Here is a 19,224-nt window from a genome sequence, read left to right as displayed (position 1 = left end):
CGGTCACACACGCGAGCTTAGCGTACGGCTTAAATAGCTTCTAAGCGCGCGCAGGCTGTTTACGAAAATCACCGTGATAACGACGCCGGAGAAAATTCTCTTCGGGGGCGTTGGATGACGGACGGATGGATTCGGCCGCGGCGGTTTGCTGCTTCGGCGTTGGTGGTGCTTTCGGTTGCTGCTGCGGACGAGGCGTTCGCGCAGACGCAATTGCCGTCGGTGACGGTCGATGCGCCGTCGCACCGGCAAGCGGCGCGATCGCTGCAGTCCTCGCAACGGACCACGCGCGCGCGGAGCGCCTCGCGCCGCGCAACGGTCGCCCCAGCGGGAGCACAGCCGCAAGCCGCGCAGCCGCAGGCCGCAGGCTCTGGCAGCGGGCACGAACGCGCCAACGGTCCGGTCACCGGCTATCTTGCGCGGCAGAGTTCGAGCGGCACCAAGACCAGCACGCCGATCATCCAGACGCCGCAATCGGTGACGGTGATCAGCGCCGAGCAGATCCGCGACCAGAAGATCGTCAGCAAGTTCGACGAGGTGCTGCGCTACACGCCGGGTGTGATCGGCGGCACTTACGGCGCCGATTTCCGCAACGACTGGTTCATGATCCGCGGCTTCCCCGCGCAGAACGAGTCGCTGTTCCTCGACGGCCTGCAACTGTTCTACACTTCCTATGCAAGCTGGAAGCTGCAGCCATTCAATCTCGAGCGCGTCGAGGTGCTGCGCGGCCCGTCCGGCATCCTGTACGGCGGCTCGGCGCCGGGCGGCCTCGTCAACGCGGTGAGCAAGCTGCCGCAGGCCGAGCCCATTCGCTATATCGAGACCGGCGTCAACAATTTCGGCAACGCCTACACCCAGTTCGATATCGGCGGCGCGACGGCACAGCCGGCAGGCGGCCAGGTGCAGTATCGCCTGGTCGGCCAGGCCCAGGGCGGCGGCACCCAGACCGACTATGTCTACGACAACAATTTCTTCTTCGCCCCGTCGGTGACCTGGCGGCCCGATGCCGACACCAGCCTCACCGTGTTCGGCATGGCCTCGCACAGCAACACGCGCGCGCTGAACTTCCTGCCCTATGTCGGCACCGTGACCAACGCGCCGTTCGGCCGGATTCCGACCAGCCTGTTCGCCGGCGATCCCGGCGTCGACCAGTTCCGCCGCGACCAGGAGATGGTCGGCTACCAGTTCCAGAAGAGCGTGACCGACAGCGTCGACTTCCGCCAGAACGCGCGCATGGCGCATGTCGACGTCTACTACGCCGGCCTCTACGGGCTCGGCTACGCGACGACGCCGGCCGCCGCGGACATTTCGCGCGGCAATTTCTACACCCGCGGCATCGCCACGCAGCTCAACCTCGACAATCAGCTCGAATACCGTTTCGCCACCGGCGCGTTGCAGCACACGGCGCTGGTCGGCGTCGATCTGAAGTATTACGGCATCGACGATCGCCAGGGTTTTGGCGCGGGCACGAACCTGAACGTGCTCAATCCGGTCTACGGCAACAATCTGCCGTTCAGCGGCGCGCTGTATCAGAACGGCTATCTGACCCAGGGCATGGCCGGGCTCTATCTGCAGGACCAGGTCAAGCTCGACCGCCTGACGGTCGTGTTGTCGGGACGCCAGGACTGGGTCGATCTCACCAACAACAACCGGATCGGCGCCGATCAGAGCCGCGACGACAGCAAGTTCTCCGGCCGCGTCGGCGCGATCTACAATTTCGACAGCGGCGTTGCGCCCTACGTCTCCTACATGACCGGCTACAATCCAGTGATCGGCACCAATGCCGCCGGCCAGTTGCTGCTGCCGGAGACCTCCGAGCAGACCGAGGTCGGCGTCAAGTACGAGCCGGCCGGGCTCAACGCGCGGTTCGGCGTCGCGTATTTCGATCTCAAGCGCAAGAACGCGCTGACGACAGATCCGAACAACACCCTGTTCCAGACCCAGAATGGCGAAGTCACCTCGCGCGGCGTCGAGCTCGAGGCGGTCGCGAACATCACGCGGGATTTCAAGCTGGTGGCGAGCTACACCAATTACGAGCTGTTCGTCAGCAAGGACCTCAATCCCGCGCTGATCGACACCGTGCCGACCAACACGCCCCGAGAGCTCGCCTCGGTCTGGACCGACTACACCTTCCGCGAGGGTCCGCTCTCGGGCTTCGGCTTCGGCGGCGGCGTGCGCTATGTCGGCTCGTCCTTTGCCGACACCGCGAACACCGCGCGCGTTCCGGGCGTCGTGCTCGGCGACCTCGCCCTGCACTATGAATGGGACAACAATTGGCGCGCGGCGCTCAATGTCGTGAACGTGACGGACAAGATTTACGTCGCGAGCTGCGCCACCATCAGCTCCTGCTACTACGGCGACCGCCGGCGCATCACGGCAAGCCTCGCCTACAAATGGTGAGCCGCCACGAAATATTTCGTTCACAAAACTATCATCAAGAGGCGGCGTTCGGCCGCCTCTCCTTTTTCCACTGCCGTCAGCGTGGTGTCAGCATGTCGCGCTAGGTTCGCGCCGCGGCAACGCTTTGCCGCGCCCAGACTGGCCCGCTCCGAAATGCGAGCCCCGGAGCGGGCCTTTTACATGCCTGGGTTTCCGCCCGGCGCGGGTCGGCGTCAGAATGCACTCCTGAACTGCTCGACATAGTCGGGGCTTCCATAGACCCACATCGGCTCGTCGCATCGTTGCGATCCCAGATCGTTCGTGCAGGCCGCACTCCACGGCGGAGCCGCGATCTGGCGGCCGACGATCCCGGATTCCTGCCATCGACTGCCGATGCTCGGTTGCGCGCCGGCGCGCGCGAGATGGCTGCTCTTGTCGGTTCGCACATGACCCACGGCTTGGGGCATCAAAACCAGGGTCGTGAGCGATGGCGCCAGCAGCAGCGCTGCCAGAAGGTATGTGGTCTTCATTGTTCAGCCGCCTTGATTGAGCCTCGCGGGGCGAGGCATCTACGTTGCTGAACGGAAGACCGGGACTGCGGTCCGGATATTTCCGGATCACGCGAATGTTTGGCAGTGTCGGGCCTAATCCTCGTTGGCCTTGAACCGCCCGAGTCCCCTCAGCACGAACGGCGCCAGCAGCGCGATCAGCGCGACGCCGAGCAGCGTCGCCGACATCGGGCTTTGCAGCAGCACCATGGGATCGCCGAGGCTGATCGCGAGCGCGCGGCGCAGCTGGCTTTCCGCGATCGGCCCGAGGATCAATCCGATCACGACCGGCGCGATCGGGAAATCGAACCGTCGCATCAGGAAACCCATCACACCGAACGCAGCCAGCATCGACAGTTCGACGACCGACGGCTTGGCCGCGATCGTGCCCATGGTCGCGAACACCAGGATGCCGGCATAGAGCCACGGCTGCGGGATCGCGAGCAGCCGCACCCACAAGCCCACCAGCGGCAGGTTGAGCACCAGCAGCATGCCGTTGGCGATGAACAGGCTGGCGATCAGGCCCCACACCAGATCGGGCCGCTCGGCGAACAGCAGCGGCCCCGGATTGAGACCGTATTGCTGGAAGCCCGCCAGCATCATCGCCGCGGTGGCCGAGGTCGGCAGCCCCAGCGTCAACAGCGGCACCAGCGTGCCGGCGGCGGACGCATTGTTGGCGGCTTCCGGTCCCGCGACGCCTTCGATCGCGCCCTTGCCGAATTCTTCCGGATGTTTGGTCAGTCGCCGCTCGGTCGAATAGGACAGGAAGGTCGGGATCTCGGCGCCGCCGGCCGGCAGCGCGCCGATCGGAAAGCCGAACAGCGTGCCGCGCAGCCACGGCTTCCACGAGCGCCGCCAATCCTCGCGCGTCATCCACAGCGAGCCGCGCACCGGCTCGAGCTTCTCCTCGGCGTGATGGCGGCGCGAGGCGACATAGAGCGCCTCCCCCACCGCGAACAGGCCGACCGCGAGCGTCGTCACCTCGACGCCGTCGAGCAGCTCCGGAATGCCGAAGGCGAGCCGCGCCTGACCGGTCAGCTTGTCGATGCCGACGAGGCCGAGCGTCAGCCCGATGAACAGGCTGGTGAGGCCGCGAACCGGCGAGTCGCCGAAGGTCGCCGACACCGTGACGAAGGCGACGCACATCAGCGCGAAATAATCCTCCGGCCCGAACCGAACCGCGAAGTCGACCAGCCAGGGCGCAAGGAATGCGAGCCCGATGGTGGCCATGGTGCCGGCCACGAACGAGCCGATCGCCGAGGTCGCGAGCGCCGGGCCGCCGCGGCCGGCCTTGGCCATCTTGTTGCCCTCGAGCGCGGTCGCCATCGAGGCGCTCTCGCCCGGCGTGTTGATCAGGATCGCGGTGGTCGATCCGCCATACATGCCGCCGTAATAGATGCCGGCGAACATGATCAGCGAGCCGCCGGGATCGAGCTTGTAGGTCACCGGCAGCAGCAGCGCGACCGTCAGCGCCGGACCGATGCCCGGCAACACGCCGACCGCGGTGCCGAGGAAAACGCCGATCAGGGCGTAGAGCAGGTTCATCGGCTGCATGGCGACCGCCATGCCATGCGCCAGCGCGGCGAAGGTATCCATCACAGCAGTCGCTCCAGCGGGCCGGCAGGAAGGCTCAGCGTCAACAGTTTGTCGAACGCGAGATAGATGAGGGTCGTGATCACGAGCGCGATCACCGTGTCGGCAAGGACGGCGCGCCGGCCGAACGCGGCCGATGTGGTGATGAACAGCGCCGAGGTGGCAAGGATGAAGCCGCCGCCGAAGCCGATGATGGCGATCAGGAGCGCAAGGCCACCGATGATCAACCACACCGGTTTCGGATCCATGCTCTCGCGCGGCGGCAGGTTGCCGCGCAGCGCATCGATCAGATTGCCGACGGCGAGGATGACGAGGCCGATCGCGATGACGACCGGCATCGCCTCCGGCCCCATGCCGTACATCGTGGTCGACGGCAGCTTGCTCGCGTCCCACACCAGCACGGCGGCGAGCACGGCCAACGCGGCCGCGATGACGACGCCGGCGCGATCGACCCGCCGAGCCGGGGCGCGCGGCAGGTTTTCGGAAGCCGTGTCCGGTGTCATGACTTCACGAGGCCGACGGACTTGAGCACCTCGGTGACACGCGCGATTTCCTTCTTCAGGAAATCCGCGAAGGCATCGCCGCCGAGATAGGCATCATCCCAGCCCTTCTGCTTCAGGATCTCCTTCCAGGCATCCGACTTCACCATCTTCTCGACGGCATCGCTCAGCACCTTGCGCTGCTCCGGCGTGATGCCGGGCGGCGCCACCACCGAGCGCCAATTGGCGAGCACGAGGTCGATGCCCTGCTCCTTGAAGGTCGGGATGTCGACGCCAGGCAGACGCTGCGGCGAGGTCACGCCGAGCGCGCGCAGCTTGCCGGCCTTGATCTGGCCCTCGTACTCGCTGAGGCCGGAAATGCCGGCCGTGACCTTGCCGCCGAGAATGGCGGCGAGCGACTCGCCGCCGCCCGAGAACGGAATGTAGTTGATCTTCCTGGCATCGGCGCCGACCGTGCCCGCGAACAGCGCGGCCATCACATGGTCGACGCCGCCGGCCGAGCCGCCGGCAAAGGTGACCTTGGCGATGTCGGCCTTCACGGCAGCGGCGAGATCCTGCGCCGTCTTCAGCGGCGAATTCGCCGGCACGACGATGACCTGGATTTCCTCGGTGAGGCGCGCGATCGGCGTCACCTGGTCCAGCGTCACCGGCGATTTGTTCATGGCAAGCGCACCGACCATGACGAAGCCGTTGACCATCATCTGGTTGCCGTCGCCCTTGGCGCCGTTGACGAACTGCGCGATGCCGACGCTGCCGCCGGCGCCGGGAACGTTGGTGACCTGGACACTGCGCGCAACACCGGCGGCGACCAGCGCCTGCTGCATCGAGCGCGCGGTCTGATCCCAGCCGCCGCCGGGCGCCGCGGGCGCCATCAGCTTGAGCTCGAGCTGCTGTGCAAGCGCCGAACTGCTCGCCCCGACAAGCAGCGCGACGACCGCGCCGAACAGGCGCATGCGGGACGAGATCATGGGGCTTCCTCCTGGATTTGATAGAGGCAGCCTTTTGATCGCGAGCTGCATCCGGTCATGTGGCCGCATCGCTGATCGAAACGCGCGAATCCCACCGGTTGTGGAATCGCTCGCCGATCTCGCGTCTGCGTGTCCTTAGCGACCATTCGCCACAGCCTTCGGCAAGCCCGACGGCGCGACTGGCCCGTGCAGCAAATCGCCGCACCCACGTGACGTGTCTTGGATTGACGCTAACCGTGACCGCAGGGATGACGCGCCTTCGCGGGTGATGACACCGAGCTAGCTGTTTGACATTTAAATCGAACGATCCATTCGTCATTGCGAGCGAAGCGAAGCAATCCGCGGCTCCGCGCATGCGGGACCATGGATTGCTTCGTCGCTTCGCTCCTCGCAATGACGCGGAGACAGCCCGCGAAACAGGCAGCCCCTACAGCCCGGTATACCCGGCCTTCACATGGTCGGTGCTGCCGTCGAGCTGGCGCAGATAGGTCAGCCCGCACACGGTGAGCCGATGCGTGTCGCGCTCGCCCGCATCGAACAGCGTTTGCACGTACTCCGTCACCTTCGCGCGCGCCTCGTCGCTTGCAGCGGACGTGCGGTTGAGCAGCAGATCATACGTCTGCATGATCCGATCGATAGCGGCTTGCATTGAAGTCTCCGGGTTGACGCTCAGACGACCACCAGCGTCTCGGCCTCAAACTTCGCGATCGCCTTGTTGGCGAGGCGGAGCCGGTTCAGCTCACCGCGCTGGAACAGCTTCACGATGATGCCGAGCAGGCGCTCATTGGTGGCGAAAGTGTCGGGAATGGCGCCGGATTTGCGCAGATAGTTCGAGGCGATCGCGTAGGCGTCACCGACGACCTCGACATTCAGCACCTCGATCTCGCGCTCAACCAGCATGTCCTGCTTCTCCGTAGGGAGACGAGATAAAGCGCAGGGAATGCCATGGTTCCTCGCCGGGCCCCATTTATTTTCGCAGGTGCAACATGAAAAACGCATCGGCCGCATAATTTCCCGCGCGACTTTGCCACGATACTTCTCGCGATCCTGCATCGAAATGGTCGGGCCTGTTCCAATAATTCCAGGGTGTTCACGCATGACCACCTTGTCGATACACCAAAGGTCGTTATCTTCCCCGCGTTTCAACCCCAGGGGATATCCATGCGATTTGCTTTGATTACTGCTGTATTGGCTCTCTCGACCGGTTCGGCCTTTGCCGAGTCCAAGAACAACACTCCGCATGCGCTGGCCTGCATGAAGAAGTACGGCTTCACCTACGCCGAATGGCGTGCCTACGCCGTACCTGCTGAGAAGGCCGTGCCTTACCGGAAGTGCCGGGATGGCCGCTAAGACTGTGCTCATTGCAGCCCTGCTGGCCGCGAGCAGCATCCCCGCTTCCGCGGCGTGGACCTGCTCCGCCCCAGGGCTGATCACCGGGTAGTACGATGGAGGCGACAGCGCCTACATCCATCTCACCGGTTTCCGCACCGGCAACAGCTACCCCGTTGCAAAGAAGGGCAATCGAGCCACCGGCACGACAAAGAACGGCACCCGCTTCGTCTGCACCCAGAACTGACACAGACCGGTCCGATACGTCGGGCCGGTCAATACTGCGGGCGCCGCAACAGCTCCGGCAGCCTCGATATGGCTTTCAGGATACGCCTGGCCTCTTCCCGTGACAGGAAGTTGTTGGCGTACTGGCAATTGCCGCAGTGCAGATCTTCACGATGAGCGATGCCGCAGATGAAGAAGCCGTTCGCGTCCTTCACCATACACTGGGCGATGGAGAGAGCGGTGTCTGGATGGGTGCATGGCCATCCAAAAAGGAAAAGGCGCCCAAGGGCGCCTAATCGCTTTCTATGTGCCTTCTAGCGTGCACTTTACGTCTTCACTGGAGGATACGGGCGGGCATGCCCGGTGTGGCGCGAACTGGCGCGAACCGTGTGCCTCTTCGTGCGCTTTGGTTCACTATCCGTCCCTCTCGCGCCACTTAGTATCAGGCTAAGTGTCAGAAGTTGTTATCACAGACGATACAGGATCTGGTCGGTCCAGAAGCGCTCGAGGCGATGCAGCGACTTGTTGAGGCTCGCGAACTCCTCGTTCGAGATGCCGCCGACCTGCTCCACCGTCTTGACGTGCTTCTGATAGAGCGCATCGACGATACGGCGCACTTCCTGGCCCTGCGGGGTCAGGCGGATGCGGACCGAGCGGCGATCGACGCGCGAGCGCTGATGATCGAGGAAGCCGAGCTCGACGAGCTTCTTCAGATTGTAGGAAACGTTGGAGCCGAGATAGTAGCCGCGGGTGCGCAGCTCGCCGGCGGTCAGTTCCTTGTCGCCGATATTGTACAGGAGCAGTGCCTGCACCGAGTTGATGTCGGCGCGGCCGCGACGATCGAATTCGTCCTTGATGACATCGAGGAGCCGGCGATGCAGCCGCTCCACCAAAGTCAGGGCTTCGAGATAGAGCGGCTGCACCGGAGCTTGACCGGCAGCGCGATCAGCGGCATCCGCCGCCGTTGTCGCAACGGCTTTCATCATGACACTTCCCCTGTTTGTCGTTTTTATCGACTTTATTCGACGAAACTTGTGTCCCGCCTGATAGGTCCAACGTAAGGGGGCCGTTTGAATATCCGCTTAAATAAGAGAATAAAGAGATCATGAATTTAAGACAGTGAATCGTGGATTAAGCCCATGGATCAAGGGCTTTTCGCAACTTTTCATTGACGGTGGCAGACCCTTTGTTCACGCTTCGTCTGCCCCTCCTGTCACATTCGGAAACAGCATCGTCTGAATTCGAAACGACGGCGTAACGAGTGTGAGGGAACCCTTTACGGTGACCGATCGGTTACCGGAAGATTCTTTGAAAATTTTATCGGAGTGCATCGCGGCGGGACACGCGCGATACGCGCAAGCCGCCGACATCAAGTGCGGGGTGAGACCGGTTCCGCCGTCGGCCCGCGCAAAGCCGGCCGGCACACGCACCAAGATCCGGTGAAATGGATCCCGACGGCAGGTCCCGTGGAGATGCCCCGGAGATGGGGCGCCTCGAACGGGATGCGATCTGTCGGCATCCACCTAGCAGAACCAGCGAAGCTGTCTTCTCGTTGCGCGCACGGCTGCCAGATATCGACAGCCGCCGCCAGCTATTCATCGCGCTGTCGCGGCCGGGCAACAGTGCATCATCAGGCCGTCCCTGCACGCGGGCCTATGGCGGGCGTTCGCGCGCCGACATCCAGGCCAGCGCGAGATAGGCCGCGAGCATCACGGCCTCGAGCCCGACCACGGTGAGGCTGCCGCCATAGATGCCCGGAAACATCAGCTCGATGACCGCCATCGACACCACGGTGGTCAGCCACACCACGGCGCCCCAGGGCGTCGCGAGCCAGAGCCCGACGGCGGCGACGAGCTCGATGACGGCGAAATAGATCGTGGCGGTCTGCCAGGCCATCGACTGGTTCTCGAAGGCCTCCTCCTCGCCGCCGACGAAGCCGGTTACCTGGGCCCAGTGATAGAGCCCCTTGGCAACCGAGACGACGGCCATGATGCGCAGGAAGATGACGAGGCGCCGCGTCCACGCATTGTCGTCCGGCTCGATCCGGTCGGACGAGATCGCGCTGACCGAGATGGCGTTGTCCCGCGCCTGATCGCGTGCAGAGGTGTCAGACATCCGAATCGCCGCTTGGCGGCTGCAAAATGGGGTTCATGGCGCAGTCTTGGCCCGCCGGGGACGCAAAATCAATTGCCGTTGCGGCAAATCAAGGGCGCTCGGGATGCAATGGCGGCGCAATGACGGCGCCTCTGTGAGGTGCTAGAACTGGACTTATATCAGGTCCAGACCTGCTATTAGGTCCAGACCAGCCGTCCTCGAGGAGAAGAAGACAATGGCGATCAAATTCGGGCGCCCGATCGAATTGCGCGACACACCGCGGCGCCAGACCGATGCCCTCGCCTCCCCCTCGCTGGACCTTGCGATCCGGATGCGCCGCAACCGCAAGTCCGAATGGGCTCGCCGCCTGGTGCGCGAGAACGTGCTGACGACCGACGACCTGATCTGGCCGATGTTCGTGGTCGACGGCCACAACACCCGCACCCCGGTGGCCTCGATGCCCGGCGTCGACCGGCTCACCGTCGACCAGATTGTCCGCGACGCCGAGCGTGCCGCAAAACTCAACATCCCCTGCATCGCGCTGTTTCCCTTCACCGAGCCGGCGCTGCGCGACGAGCAAGGCTCGGAGGCGCTCAATCCCGACAACCTGGTCTGCCAGGCGGTGCGCGCCATCAAGAAGGAGTTTCCGGACATCGGCGTGCTCTGCGACGTCGCGCTCGATCCCTTCACCAGCCACGGTCATGACGGGCTGATCGAGGACGGCAAGATCCTCAACGACGAGACCGTCGCGGTGCTGGTGAAGCAGGCGCTGACCCAGGCCGAGGCCGGCTGCGACGTGATCGCCCCGTCGGACATGATGGACGGCCGCATCGGCGCGATCCGCGAGGCGCTCGACGACAACGGCTTCGGCGACGTGCAGATCATGTCCTATGCGGCGAAATACGCTTCCGCGTTCTACGGCCCGTTCCGCGACGCGATCGGCTCGGCTAAGACGCTGACCGGCGACAAGCGCACTTATCAGATGGACAGCGCCAATTCCGACGAGGCGCTGCGCGAGGTCGAGCTCGACATCGCCGAGGGCGCCGACATGGTGATGGTCAAGCCCGGCATGCCCTATCTCGACATCGTGCGCCGCGTGAAGGACCATTTCGCAATGCCGACCTTCGTGTACCAGGTGTCCGGCGAATACGCGATGATCGCGGGCGCCGCCGCCAATGGCTGGATCGACGGCGAGCGCGCGATGATGGAAAGCCTGGTCGGCTTCAAGCGCGCCGGCGCCGACGGCATCCTGACCTATTTCGCGCCGAAGGCCGCCGAGAAGATCAGGGCGGAGACCTGAGCTAGGTCCGCCCCGCGGCCGACGCCGCAGGATGCGGGCCGCATAGCGGACGCAGTGCGTCTCGCTGCTGCTGCGACAGCACGGTGAGCGGATAGATCGGCTCGCCGGTCTCGCGCGTGAAGAACGGATGCGGCCACGTCTTTCCACGCAGGCGCCAGCCCAGCACCTTGCCGACGGCGCGCGCGATCAGTCCCAGGTTCAATCCGGTCGACCCCTTCGGCGCCTCGCCGACTGCGTATTTGCCGAGGATCGCGCCGACCGGTTTGCCGAACGCTGCATCGGCACGCGGCGCGCCGCCGTCGAACGCCTGCACCGCGATCCCGACGAACGGGACCTGTGGCGTCAGCGTATTGCCGATCGGCGTGTTGCAGCACGTCGTGTGCCAGCGGAACAGCCCCTTCGGCGTCAGCCGCACGCCCGCGATCTTGTCCTGGCCCTGCACGAAACTGAGCGAGGACGGCGCGACCTGGACGATGTCGGTGCCACCATGTGCGTCGAGCAGATCGGCGCGGCCGAGCTGGTGCATGAACGCCTGGCAGTCGTCGCAATAGCAGACCACGCGGTTGGCGGACTGCGGCGCGGCATTGCTGACCGTGCCGCGCACGGCCCCGCAGCGGCAGCGCAGCTCCAGCTGTGCGCTCATGCGTCCTCCCGTTGCAGCTCGGCGACGCAAACATGCCGCAGCGCCTCGCCTGACGCCCGACAGTAGCGGGCGGGCGGTGCGAAAGCCATCTGGGGGCGACCGCGTCGGCCGCCGAATCGCCGGAATATTTCGGCTAGTTAATGTTCGTGCAGACTTGGCAGGCGTCCCTCCTGTTCCCATGTCCTGCGCGGGAGTTTCATCGGAGGTTGGTCATGTCTTACGGCAGTGACGGTGGTGCTTGGCGCAACGACGGCGGCGTTCCCCCGCATGCGTTCGATCCGCTGATGCAGCCGGAACTGTTCCGCGGCGTGCTGACGCGGCGGGTGTTTGCGTTCCTGATCGACCTCTTCGTGCTGTCGGTGCCGGTGATCCTCGCCGTGATCTTCATTGCCGTATTCGGCCTGGTCACGCTCGGCCTCGGCTGGGCGCTGTTCTGGCTGGTGTCGCCGGCGTCGATCGTCTGGGCCATCGTCTATTACGGCGCCTCGATCGGCGGCCAGCACTCGGCCACCATCGGCATGCGCATGATGGATCTGGAACTGCGGACCTGGTACGGCGCGCGCGGCTATTTCGTGCTCGGCGCCACCCACGCGGTGCTGTTCTGGGTGACGATCTCGTTCCTGTCGCCGCTGGTGCTGCTGGTCGGCCTCGTCAACGGCCGCCGCCGGCTGCTGCATGACATCATCCTCGGAACCGTCGTTATCAACAGCTCGGTCCGGACCCAGGTATCTCCGGCCGCGCGGGCCTCCTATTAGGCCCGCCTAAACCAATTGACCGTTAGCCTCCGGGGGGCGATGCTAACTCGGCTGCCTGTATTGTTTGTGGAGCCCGACGATCAGACGTGACCCAGCACTCGCGTGACACCCCCCAGTTCTACCTGACGGCGCCCTCACCCTGCCCCTATCTGCCGGGCCGGCACGAGCGGAAGGTTTTCACGCACCTGGTCGGCGACAAAGCGGGCGATCTCAACGACTTGCTGACCCATGGCGGCTTCCGGCGCAGCCAGTCGATCGCCTACCGCCCGGCCTGCGACCAGTGCCGGGCCTGCGTCTCGGTCCGGGTCATCGCCAACGAATTCCGCCCCTCCCGCAACTTCCGCAAGGTCCTGGCCCGCAACGCCGACATCATCGGCGAGCAGCGCACCGCGGTGCCGACCTCGGAGCAATATTCGGTGTTCCGGGCCTATCTCGACCGCCGCCACCGCAACGGCGGCATGGCCGACATGACCGTGCTGGACTACGCGATGATGGTCGAGGACAGCCATGTCGAGACCCGGATCATCGAGTATCGCAAGCGCAATGCCGACAGCGCCATCACCGGCCGCGGCGACGAGCTGATGGCAGTGGCGCTGACCGACGTGCTCAGCGACGGGCTGTCGATGGTCTATTCGTTCTTCGAGCCCGGGCTGGAGGCGCGCTCGCTCGGCACCTTCATGATCCTCGACCACATCGCCCGCGCCCGCCGGCAGGGCCTGCCTTACGTCTATCTCGGCTACTGGATCGAGGGCTCCAAGAAGATGGACTACAAGGGCCGCTTCCTGCCGCAGCAGCGGCTCGCGCCGTCGGGCTGGCTGCGCGTCGATGCTACCGGCGAGGGATTGGCCGAGCCACAAGATTAGCGTTCGCGCTAGGTCCCGAACAGCGTATCGAACAGCAGCTTCACGTTCAGGATCACGATCAGGCCGGCGACGATCCACGCCGCCACCGCAACCGGCATTGAAATCGCGAACGCGCCCATCTTGCGCTTGTCGGACACGAAGCGCACCAGCGGGATCACCGCGAACGGCAACTGCATCGACAGCACGACCTGGCTGAACACCAACAGCTGCGCGGTGCCGCTCTCGCCATAGAGCGCCGCGACCACGATGACCGGGACGATCGCGATACCGCGGGTCACCAACCGCTGCAGCCAGTCGGGCAGCTTGAGGTCGAGAAAGCCCTGCATCACGATCTGGCCGGCCAGCGTCGCCGTCACCGTCGAGTTGAGGCCGGAGGCGAGCAGCGCCACGGCAAACAGCGTCGAGGCAATGCCGAGGCCGAGCAGCGGCGACAGCAGCTCGAACGCCTGGTCGATCTCGGCGACGTCGGCATGGCCGCTCTTGTGGAAGGTCGCGGCCGCCAGCACCAGGATCGCGGCGTTGACGAACAGCGCCAGCATCAGCGCGATGGTGGAATCCGTCGTCGCCCATTTGATCGCGTCCCGCCGCCCCTCCTCGGTGCGCGGATAGGCGCGGGTCTGCACGATCGACGAGTGCAGATAGAGGTTATGCGGCATCACCGTGGCGCCGATGATGCCGATCGCGATGTACAGCATCTCCGGATTGCTGACGATCTCGCGCGACGGCATGAAGCCGCCGATCACGGCCGCAACCGGCGGCGCGGCGGCCGCGATCTGGACCACGAAGCAGACCGCGATGACGATCAAGAGCGCGATTACGAAGGCTTCGAGGAAGCGAAAGCCGCGGTTCATCAGGAGCAGCAGCAGGAACGCATCGAGCGCGGCCAGCAGCGCGCCGCCAATCAGCGGAATGCCGAACAGCAGCTTCAGCGCGATCGCGGTGCCGATCACCTCGGCGAGGTCGCAGGCGATGATCGCGGCCTCGCAGGCGAGCCACAGCAGCAGATTCACCGGCCGCGAATAGGTCGCGCGGCAGGCCTGCGCCAGATCGCGGTCGGTTGCGATGCCGAGCCGTGCGGCGAGCGCCTGCAGCAGGATCGCCATCAGGTTCGAGAGCAGGATGACCGACAGCAGCGTGTAGCCGAACTTCGATCCGCCCGCGAGATCGGTGGCCCAGTTGCCGGGGTCCATGTAGCCGACCGAGACCAGATAGCCCGGGCCGGCGAAGGCCAGCAGCCGGCGCCACCACACGCCCGTGCTCGGCACCGCGACGGTCGCATTCACCTCGGGCAGGCTGCGCGCGTGTCCGGCATCGCCGCGCCAGCCGCCCGGCACGGCGTCGGGCACGGAAACGGAAGACATTTCAGGAGTCCGAGCATCCATCGGTCAAGGATGGCCGATCTCTCCCGTTATTGCAACTCATTTGCAACTGCATCTGGGATCACGGAAATGATACCGACCGCCGATCTTGTAAAGCACTGAGGAAGTACTTTACGTTAGATGCATGATCAAGCTGCCCGTCGAGACGCCGACCGCAACGCTGCGCTACGCCCTCGCCCCTGACCCCTCGGGCATCGAGGCGATCGAGGCGACCTTTGCGGCCTATGACCGGATGATGGCGATCCTTGCCGAGGTCGCGCCGGTCGGCGCCAACCTCGTCTCGCTGCACGCCCAGGCCTACGAGCGAATCCGCAAGGAGACCGGCCTGCCCGCGCGCCTGGTCACGCTCGGCCTGCGCGATCGCGCCAACTATGTCGCAGGCGTCGCCGTCCGCCGGATACCGCTCGACGACAAGTTGTTTGCGATCAAGGGTCCAACTTCACTGACCATTAGCACTGTCAGCGGACGCGTCTTGGTGCCGTTCGATGTGCCGGGATATGTCTCGGGCTGGGAAAGCCCCTTCCCGGCGCATTTGATCTCGGATGGACGCGGTTACGAAATCCACATCGCCGTCAAATCGAAATCAGCACAACCGGAGGAGAAGACCATGCTTCACGAAGGCATCCTTGCGCGCATGGGCCGGCTTCTTGCCGCCATCGCGAGCCAGACCATCGACAATGTCGAGAACAACAACAAGGTGGCGCTGGTCAAACAGGCGATCCGCGAGATCGACGCCGGCGCCGACGAAGCGCGCTATGCGCTCGGCAAGTCGCGCGCCGAAGAATTCCGTTTGAAGCGGCGCCGCGAAGAACTGGATACCGAGACGGCTGGTCTCAACGAGAAGATCCGTCTCGCACTTGCGGAAAGTCGCGAGGATCTCGCGCGCGCCGGCGTCGCGCGGCAAATCGATCTGGAGTCGCAGGTGATCGCGCTGGAACGCGCGATGGATTTCATCGAGCTCGAAATCGATGAGCAGACCAAGGCGCTGCAAGCCATGCTCGGTGCGCGCCGCGAGGCGGAAGCGCGATTGGCCGATCTCGAACAAAGTCTGATCCGCGAGGCCAAGGACGAAACCAGCCGGGCCCCATCGACGACCAATACATTGAGTGCTGAACGCGCCATGGCGGCGATCGCCCGGGTCACCGGTGTTCCCGCTTCCAGCGTGCTCGGCGACAAGGAGCTTGACGAACTCGATCGCCTGCACCGCGAAAGGGAAATCGCGGCGCGGCTTGAAAGGATCAAGTCAGAAAAATGAGTGCAGTTGGCGACATCCTGCTCGCCCCCGACGTACGGCCCTTCGCGGTCGCGGCTGCGATCATGGTGGCACTTGGCGGTATCGAGCTGCTGACCACCATGGTCGGACTTTCGATCAGCGAACTCATCGGCAAGGAGTTCGCGGTCGAGGCCGAGAGCCACAATGCTCTCAGTGGCCTGTTTCTCTGGATCAACGCCGGGCGGCTTCCCCTCCTGATCCTGATCATCCTGATACTCGGCATCTTCTCGATCGGAGGCTTTCTGCTTCAGGGACTGGCGCATGCCGCAGGCACCGCCATCCCGGTTTCCATTGCCGCGGTGGTTGCCGCCGCGGGCAGCATTCCCGTGATCAGAAACAGCAGCCGCGGCCTCGCCCGCATCATTCCGCGCGACGAGAGCTATGCGGTCAACGAGAGCGACTTTGTCGGCAAGGTCGCAACCGTGTCGGTCGGCCCGCTCGATCAGGGCCTGCCCGGCCGGGTTCGTCTCAAGGATGTCTTCGGAAACTGGCACACCGTGTCGGCGCGTGCCAGCGCGGAGTCGGAGGCATTGCCGGTCGGCGCCAGCGTGCTGCTGGTCGATCGCGACGCCAAAGGCTTCATCGCGATTGCCGCTCCAGCCGACCTCGTCGAACAACAACAATCTTCCAACAGGGCATAACACATGTGGGAACTTGCTATACCCGTCGTCATTGGCGTCCTTGCCATTCTCGTTATCGGTCTGCTGTTCGCAAAGCTCTACAAGCGCTCGACGCGCGATGAGGCCTATGTCCGCACCGGCCTCGGCGGCCAGAAGGTGGTGCTCGACGGCGGCTCGCTGGTGCTGCCGATCTTCCATTCCACTGCCGCGGTGAACCTGAAGACGCTGCGGCTCGAGGTGGCCCGCGGCGGCCCGGACTCGCTGATCACCAAGGACCGCATGCGCGTCGACATCGGCGCCGAGTTCTACCTCCGCGTCAAACCGGACAGCTCGTCGATCGCCCTCGCCGCGCAGACGCTCGGCAACCGCACCAATGACGCGGCCGAGCTGCGCGAGCTGGTGGAAGCAAAATTCGTCGACGGCCTGCGCTCGGTCGCCGCGACCATGAACCTCGAGGAATTGCAGGAGCAGCGCGCGACCTTCGTCAAGGCGGTGCAGGACGCGGTCGGCGCCGACATCCAGAACAACGGCCTCGAGCTGGAATCGGTGTCGCTGACCAAGCTCGACCAGAGCGACATCAAGCACTTCAACCCGAGCAATTTCTTCGACGCGCACGGTCTCACCACGCTGACCAAGATCACCAAGGAGCGCGAGCAGGAGCGCAACCAGATCGTCCGCACCACCGAGGTCAATATCGCCCAGCAGGACCTGGTGGCGCGGCAGACCACGCTGACGATCGAGAGCACCAAGCGCGAGGCCGAGCTGGCCCAGCAGCGCGACATCGCCAACAAGACCGCGGCGATGCGCGCGCAGACCGCGCAGGTCGAGCAGACCGCGTTGCAGAACGAGGCCGAATACCGCATCCAGCAGGAGCTTGCGGTCGCCAACAAGCAGACCGAGGCCAACCAGGCCCGCGACACCCGCAAGATCGAGGCCGATCTCGCGGTCAAGCGCCGCAACACCGAGATGGAGCGCGACCTTCAGATCGTGGCCCAGGAAAGCGCGATCGCGGTCGCGGCCAAGAGCAAGGAGCAGTCGGAGGCCCAGACCATCGCCGAGACCGCGCGTGCGGTTGCGATCGCGGCCGAGGAAAAGGTCACCACCGCCCGCGCCACCGAAATCGCCGAGCGCGACAAGATCATCAACGTGATCGCGGCGCGCAAGGCGGCCGAGACCGACGCGATGCCGATCACGGTCATGGCCGAGGCGGAACGCCAGGCCGCCGCCAACAAGGCGGAAGCCACCAACGTGCTCGCCAAGGCCGACGCGGCCGCCGCCACCACCCGCGCCGCCGGTGTCAAGGCGCTCGGCCAGGCCGAGGCCGAGGTCGCGACGATGAAGGCGGAGGCGCGCAACAAGCTGAGCGCCGAGATGATCGACTACGATCTCAACCTCGCGCGGATCAACGTGATCCCGAGCGCGCTTGCCGAGGCGGTGAAGCCGATCGAGAAGATCTCCGACATCCGGATCTTCGACACCGGCAGCATGCTTGGCCGCGGCGGTGCCAACGGCCACGCCAATGGCAATGGCGGCCTCGGGCTCGGCGACGGCCTCGCCGCGCAGTTGCTGTCGGTCTCGGCATTCAAGCCGATGATCGACAAGATCCTCTCGGAGGCCGGTTTCCCGGCAGGATCCGACGCGCTGACCAGCCTGACCAGCGCGCTGGCGCAACGCAAGGCCGAGGCCGCCCCGGCGTCAGCAAACGGCGAGGACACCCGGCCCGCCACATTGGTCGGCACCATCACCGGCCAGCTCGCGCCCACGCCGCAATGATGTGAGCGCGCACTGACGGCAGATGCACTCCACCTTCCCCGCTTGCGGGGAAGGTCTCGTGGCGTGATGTTCCCACGGATGGCGCCTGAGCATGGGCGCACTCATGCGCGTGCAAGTCCGCCGCAAGTTGAGCTAGTCGTTCTAGGCGAATGGCATGTCTATGAGCCGAAGCTGGATCGCCTTCGCGATCGCATGCGGCCGGTTCGACGCGTTGAGGTGCGCGATTGCACGCTTCATGTGAGATCGTACGGTCTCGCAGGACAAACCGAGGATCAGGGCAATGTCATCCGAGGTCTTCCCTTGCGCCGCGAGAGACAGGCACTCCTTCTCACGCGTGCTGAGCCAGGCCTTGGTGTCGGCGGCCTGGTTCCACAACCATCTCCGGAGCGAGGTGTTCTGGAATTGATGACACAATGCGAACAGCCCATTGACGACCGTCGGTGAAGAACCGGTCTCGTACTTGGTCGCGCTTTCCGAAATCGCGCTGACGAACGCAAATGACCCGTTCGGCATGTGCATCGGAATCGTGATTCCGTAGTGCAGGTTCTTGTCGTTGAGGTGGTCCACGCACGCCCGCTCGCCGGTGCTCAGGCGTTCGTGTTCTTGCACGTCGATCCACTTGAGGGGCAAGGTCGTCGTGAAGCAGAACCGGTAGTAGGGATCGCAAAGGTGGCTCCAGTGCCGATCCCATCGATTTGGAAAGGCTCGCGTCTTCACGACGGGTGACGTGAAGCTGCCGTCTTGCGCTCTCGGCGTGCCGGCCATGCCGTAGGCGAAGGAGGAAAAACCCAGGCCCGACAGGGCTTGATGCAACGCATCCAGCGCGGACTCGAGGTCATCAGCCTGTTCGAGGTCGGCCGCGAAGCGTCCCATCAGAGCTTCGCGGTCGGCGCTGGGAAGTGCATGAGCTGCTGGGAGAGACATCAAGGTCCATCTCTCATCATGGGCCGTAATGGTCCTCCTGCGGCCCGCGGGTGTCAAGCCA

General features: G+C 64.7%; 20 protein-coding genes. 8 read left to right on the top strand and 12 right to left on the bottom strand.

The genetic code is table 11. The annotated features are described in order from the left end of the window. Window positions 1-114: 114 nt before the first annotated feature. Window positions 115-2,397 (top strand): TonB-dependent siderophore receptor, encoded by a 2,283-nt coding sequence (locus tag FBZ93_RS09225; RefSeq protein WP_146985608.1) that lies wholly within the window; start codon window positions 115-117, stop codon window positions 2,395-2,397. A gap of 212 nt (window positions 2,398-2,609) precedes the next feature. Here FBZ93_RS09225 and FBZ93_RS09220 read toward each other — a convergent pair whose 3' ends face one another. The 6 genes from FBZ93_RS09220 to FBZ93_RS09195 form a co-directional block, all read right to left on the bottom strand. Beyond that, a complete protein-coding gene (locus FBZ93_RS09220) occupies window positions 2,610-2,906 on the bottom strand; it encodes a hypothetical protein (protein WP_146985607.1) in 297 nt (98 codons plus the stop codon). A gap of 114 nt (window positions 2,907-3,020) precedes the next feature. Further along, window positions 3,021-4,520: a tripartite tricarboxylate transporter permease gene (locus FBZ93_RS09215; protein ID WP_146985606.1), complete on the bottom strand. Its 1,500-nt coding sequence runs from the start codon at window positions 4,518-4,520 to the stop codon at window positions 3,021-3,023. Continuing rightward, window positions 4,520-5,020, bottom strand: coding sequence for a tripartite tricarboxylate transporter TctB family protein (locus FBZ93_RS09210; protein ID WP_146985605.1), 501 nt, complete (start codon window positions 5,018-5,020; stop codon window positions 4,520-4,522). The genes FBZ93_RS09215 and FBZ93_RS09210 overlap by 1 nt, the downstream gene beginning before the upstream one ends. Continuing rightward, window positions 5,017-5,985, bottom strand: a complete 969-nt coding sequence (locus tag FBZ93_RS09205) for a Bug family tripartite tricarboxylate transporter substrate binding protein (protein WP_146985604.1) — start codon at window positions 5,983-5,985, stop codon at window positions 5,017-5,019. The genes FBZ93_RS09210 and FBZ93_RS09205 overlap by 4 nt, the downstream gene beginning before the upstream one ends. Before the next feature lie 427 nt (window positions 5,986-6,412). Further along, window positions 6,413-6,634, bottom strand: a complete 222-nt coding sequence (locus FBZ93_RS09200) for a hypothetical protein (RefSeq protein WP_146985603.1) — start codon at window positions 6,632-6,634, stop codon at window positions 6,413-6,415. Between the two features lie 20 nt (window positions 6,635-6,654). Beyond that, window positions 6,655-6,885, bottom strand: a complete 231-nt coding sequence (locus FBZ93_RS09195) for a hypothetical protein (RefSeq protein WP_050422594.1) — start codon at window positions 6,883-6,885, stop codon at window positions 6,655-6,657. Window positions 6,886-7,146: 261 nt separating this feature from the next. Here FBZ93_RS09195 and FBZ93_RS09190 point away from each other — a divergent pair, with 261 nt between their 5' ends. After that, complete coding sequence (locus FBZ93_RS09190) at window positions 7,147-7,335, top strand: hypothetical protein (RefSeq protein ID WP_146985602.1); 189 nt, start codon at window positions 7,147-7,149, stop codon at window positions 7,333-7,335. A gap of 254 nt (window positions 7,336-7,589) precedes the next feature. Here the strand turns inward: FBZ93_RS09190 and FBZ93_RS40535 are convergent, their stop codons facing one another. The 3 genes from FBZ93_RS40535 to FBZ93_RS09180 form a co-directional block, all read right to left on the bottom strand. Further along, window positions 7,590-7,754 carry a hypothetical protein gene (locus FBZ93_RS40535; RefSeq protein WP_167528966.1) on the bottom strand — a complete coding sequence of 55 codons (165 nt, stop codon included), beginning with the start codon at window positions 7,752-7,754 and terminating at the stop codon, window positions 7,590-7,592. Between the two features lie 252 nt (window positions 7,755-8,006). Further along, a complete protein-coding gene (gene ldtR, locus FBZ93_RS09185; protein WP_146985601.1) occupies window positions 8,007-8,525 on the bottom strand; it encodes a transcriptional regulator LdtR in 519 nt (172 codons plus the stop codon). Between the two features lie 667 nt (window positions 8,526-9,192). After that, entirely contained in the window at window positions 9,193-9,654 is a 462-nt protein-coding gene (locus FBZ93_RS09180; protein ID WP_050422596.1) for a DUF6163 family protein, read from the bottom strand. A 214-nt stretch (window positions 9,655-9,868) separates the two neighbouring features. On the opposite strand from FBZ93_RS09180, the gene hemB reads away from it, so the two are divergent. Then, entirely contained in the window at window positions 9,869-10,933 is a 1,065-nt protein-coding gene (gene hemB, locus FBZ93_RS09175; protein WP_146985600.1) for a porphobilinogen synthase, read from the top strand. A 1-nt stretch (window position 10,934) separates the two neighbouring features. Here the strand turns inward: hemB and FBZ93_RS09170 are convergent, their stop codons facing one another. Continuing rightward, window positions 10,935-11,576, bottom strand: a complete 642-nt coding sequence (locus tag FBZ93_RS09170) for a DUF6151 family protein (RefSeq protein WP_146985599.1) — start codon at window positions 11,574-11,576, stop codon at window positions 10,935-10,937. A gap of 212 nt (window positions 11,577-11,788) precedes the next feature. Here FBZ93_RS09170 and FBZ93_RS09165 point away from each other — a divergent pair, with 212 nt between their 5' ends. Together FBZ93_RS09165 and FBZ93_RS09160 are read left to right on the top strand one after the other, a co-directional pair. Further along, window positions 11,789-12,331 (top strand): RDD family protein, encoded by a 543-nt coding sequence (locus FBZ93_RS09165; RefSeq protein ID WP_146985598.1) that lies wholly within the window; start codon window positions 11,789-11,791, stop codon window positions 12,329-12,331. 86 nt (window positions 12,332-12,417) lie between these two features. Continuing rightward, the gene (locus FBZ93_RS09160) at window positions 12,418-13,194 is read left to right on the top strand and encodes an arginyltransferase (RefSeq protein WP_146985597.1); all 777 of its coding nucleotides are present in this window, start codon (window positions 12,418-12,420) and stop codon (window positions 13,192-13,194) included. 8 nt (window positions 13,195-13,202) lie between these two features. Here the strand turns inward: FBZ93_RS09160 and FBZ93_RS09155 are convergent, their stop codons facing one another. After that, complete coding sequence (locus FBZ93_RS09155) at window positions 13,203-14,576, bottom strand: Nramp family divalent metal transporter (protein ID WP_146985596.1); 1,374 nt, start codon at window positions 14,574-14,576, stop codon at window positions 13,203-13,205. A 121-nt stretch (window positions 14,577-14,697) separates the two neighbouring features. Here FBZ93_RS09155 and FBZ93_RS09150 point away from each other — a divergent pair, with 121 nt between their 5' ends. The 3 genes from FBZ93_RS09150 to FBZ93_RS09140 are packed head-to-tail and all read left to right on the top strand — an operon-like array spanning window position 14,698 to window position 18,239. Further along, window positions 14,698-15,828 (top strand): PspA/IM30 family protein, encoded by a 1,131-nt coding sequence (locus FBZ93_RS09150; RefSeq protein WP_146985595.1) that lies wholly within the window; start codon window positions 14,698-14,700, stop codon window positions 15,826-15,828. Beyond that, complete coding sequence (locus tag FBZ93_RS09145; protein ID WP_146985594.1) at window positions 15,825-16,487, top strand: OB-fold-containig protein; 663 nt, start codon at window positions 15,825-15,827, stop codon at window positions 16,485-16,487. Before FBZ93_RS09150 ends, FBZ93_RS09145 begins: the two co-directional genes overlap by 4 nt. A gap of 3 nt (window positions 16,488-16,490) precedes the next feature. Continuing rightward, window positions 16,491-18,239 carry a flotillin family protein gene (locus FBZ93_RS09140; protein ID WP_146985593.1) on the top strand — a complete coding sequence of 583 codons (1,749 nt, stop codon included), beginning with the start codon at window positions 16,491-16,493 and terminating at the stop codon, window positions 18,237-18,239. Between the two features lie 141 nt (window positions 18,240-18,380). Here the strand turns inward: FBZ93_RS09140 and FBZ93_RS09135 are convergent, their stop codons facing one another. After that, window positions 18,381-19,112, bottom strand: coding sequence for a helix-turn-helix transcriptional regulator (locus FBZ93_RS09135; protein WP_167528975.1), 732 nt, complete (start codon window positions 19,110-19,112; stop codon window positions 18,381-18,383). Window positions 19,113-19,224: the final 112 nt, after the last annotated feature.

This window comes from Bradyrhizobium macuxiense (assembly GCF_007993935.1).
Lineage (GTDB): Bacteria > Pseudomonadota > Alphaproteobacteria > Rhizobiales > Xanthobacteraceae > Bradyrhizobium > Bradyrhizobium macuxiense_A.
This window is presented reverse-complemented; position numbering and strand designations above follow the sequence as displayed.

What these genes read in the sequence shown, in the direction of transcription:
- FBZ93_RS09145 (WP_146985594.1), top strand. Translation starts at nt 15,825, where the DNA reads ATGAGTGCAGTTGGCGACATCCTGCTCGCCCCCGACGTACGGCCCTTC.
- hemB (WP_146985600.1), top strand. Translation starts at nt 9,869, where the DNA reads ATGGCGATCAAATTCGGGCGCCCGATCGAATTGCGCGACACACCGCGG.
- FBZ93_RS09180 (WP_050422596.1), bottom strand. Translation starts at nt 9,654, where the DNA reads ATGTCTGACACCTCTGCACGCGATCAGGCGCGGGACAACGCCATCTCG.
- FBZ93_RS09170 (WP_146985599.1), bottom strand. Translation starts at nt 11,576, where the DNA reads ATGAGCGCACAGCTGGAGCTGCGCTGCCGCTGCGGGGCCGTGCGCGGC.
- FBZ93_RS09225 (WP_146985608.1), top strand. Translation starts at nt 115, where the DNA reads ATGACGGACGGATGGATTCGGCCGCGGCGGTTTGCTGCTTCGGCGTTG.
- FBZ93_RS09140 (WP_146985593.1), top strand. Translation starts at nt 16,491, where the DNA reads ATGTGGGAACTTGCTATACCCGTCGTCATTGGCGTCCTTGCCATTCTC.
- FBZ93_RS09215 (WP_146985606.1), bottom strand. Translation starts at nt 4,520, where the DNA reads ATGGATACCTTCGCCGCGCTGGCGCATGGCATGGCGGTCGCCATGCAG.
- ldtR (WP_146985601.1), bottom strand. Translation starts at nt 8,525, where the DNA reads ATGATGAAAGCCGTTGCGACAACGGCGGCGGATGCCGCTGATCGCGCT.
- FBZ93_RS09190 (WP_146985602.1), top strand. Translation starts at nt 7,147, where the DNA reads ATGCGATTTGCTTTGATTACTGCTGTATTGGCTCTCTCGACCGGTTCG.
- FBZ93_RS09205 (WP_146985604.1), bottom strand. Translation starts at nt 5,985, where the DNA reads ATGATCTCGTCCCGCATGCGCCTGTTCGGCGCGGTCGTCGCGCTGCTT.
- FBZ93_RS09210 (WP_146985605.1), bottom strand. Translation starts at nt 5,020, where the DNA reads ATGACACCGGACACGGCTTCCGAAAACCTGCCGCGCGCCCCGGCTCGG.
- FBZ93_RS09135 (WP_167528975.1), bottom strand. Translation starts at nt 19,112, where the DNA reads ATGGGACGCTTCGCGGCCGACCTCGAACAGGCTGATGACCTCGAGTCC.
- FBZ93_RS09195 (WP_050422594.1), bottom strand. Translation starts at nt 6,885, where the DNA reads ATGCTGGTTGAGCGCGAGATCGAGGTGCTGAATGTCGAGGTCGTCGGT.
- FBZ93_RS09200 (WP_146985603.1), bottom strand. Translation starts at nt 6,634, where the DNA reads ATGCAAGCCGCTATCGATCGGATCATGCAGACGTATGATCTGCTGCTC.
- FBZ93_RS09165 (WP_146985598.1), top strand. Translation starts at nt 11,789, where the DNA reads ATGTCTTACGGCAGTGACGGTGGTGCTTGGCGCAACGACGGCGGCGTT.
- FBZ93_RS09155 (WP_146985596.1), bottom strand. Translation starts at nt 14,576, where the DNA reads ATGGATGCTCGGACTCCTGAAATGTCTTCCGTTTCCGTGCCCGACGCC.
- FBZ93_RS09220 (WP_146985607.1), bottom strand. Translation starts at nt 2,906, where the DNA reads ATGAAGACCACATACCTTCTGGCAGCGCTGCTGCTGGCGCCATCGCTC.
- FBZ93_RS09150 (WP_146985595.1), top strand. Translation starts at nt 14,698, where the DNA reads ATGATCAAGCTGCCCGTCGAGACGCCGACCGCAACGCTGCGCTACGCC.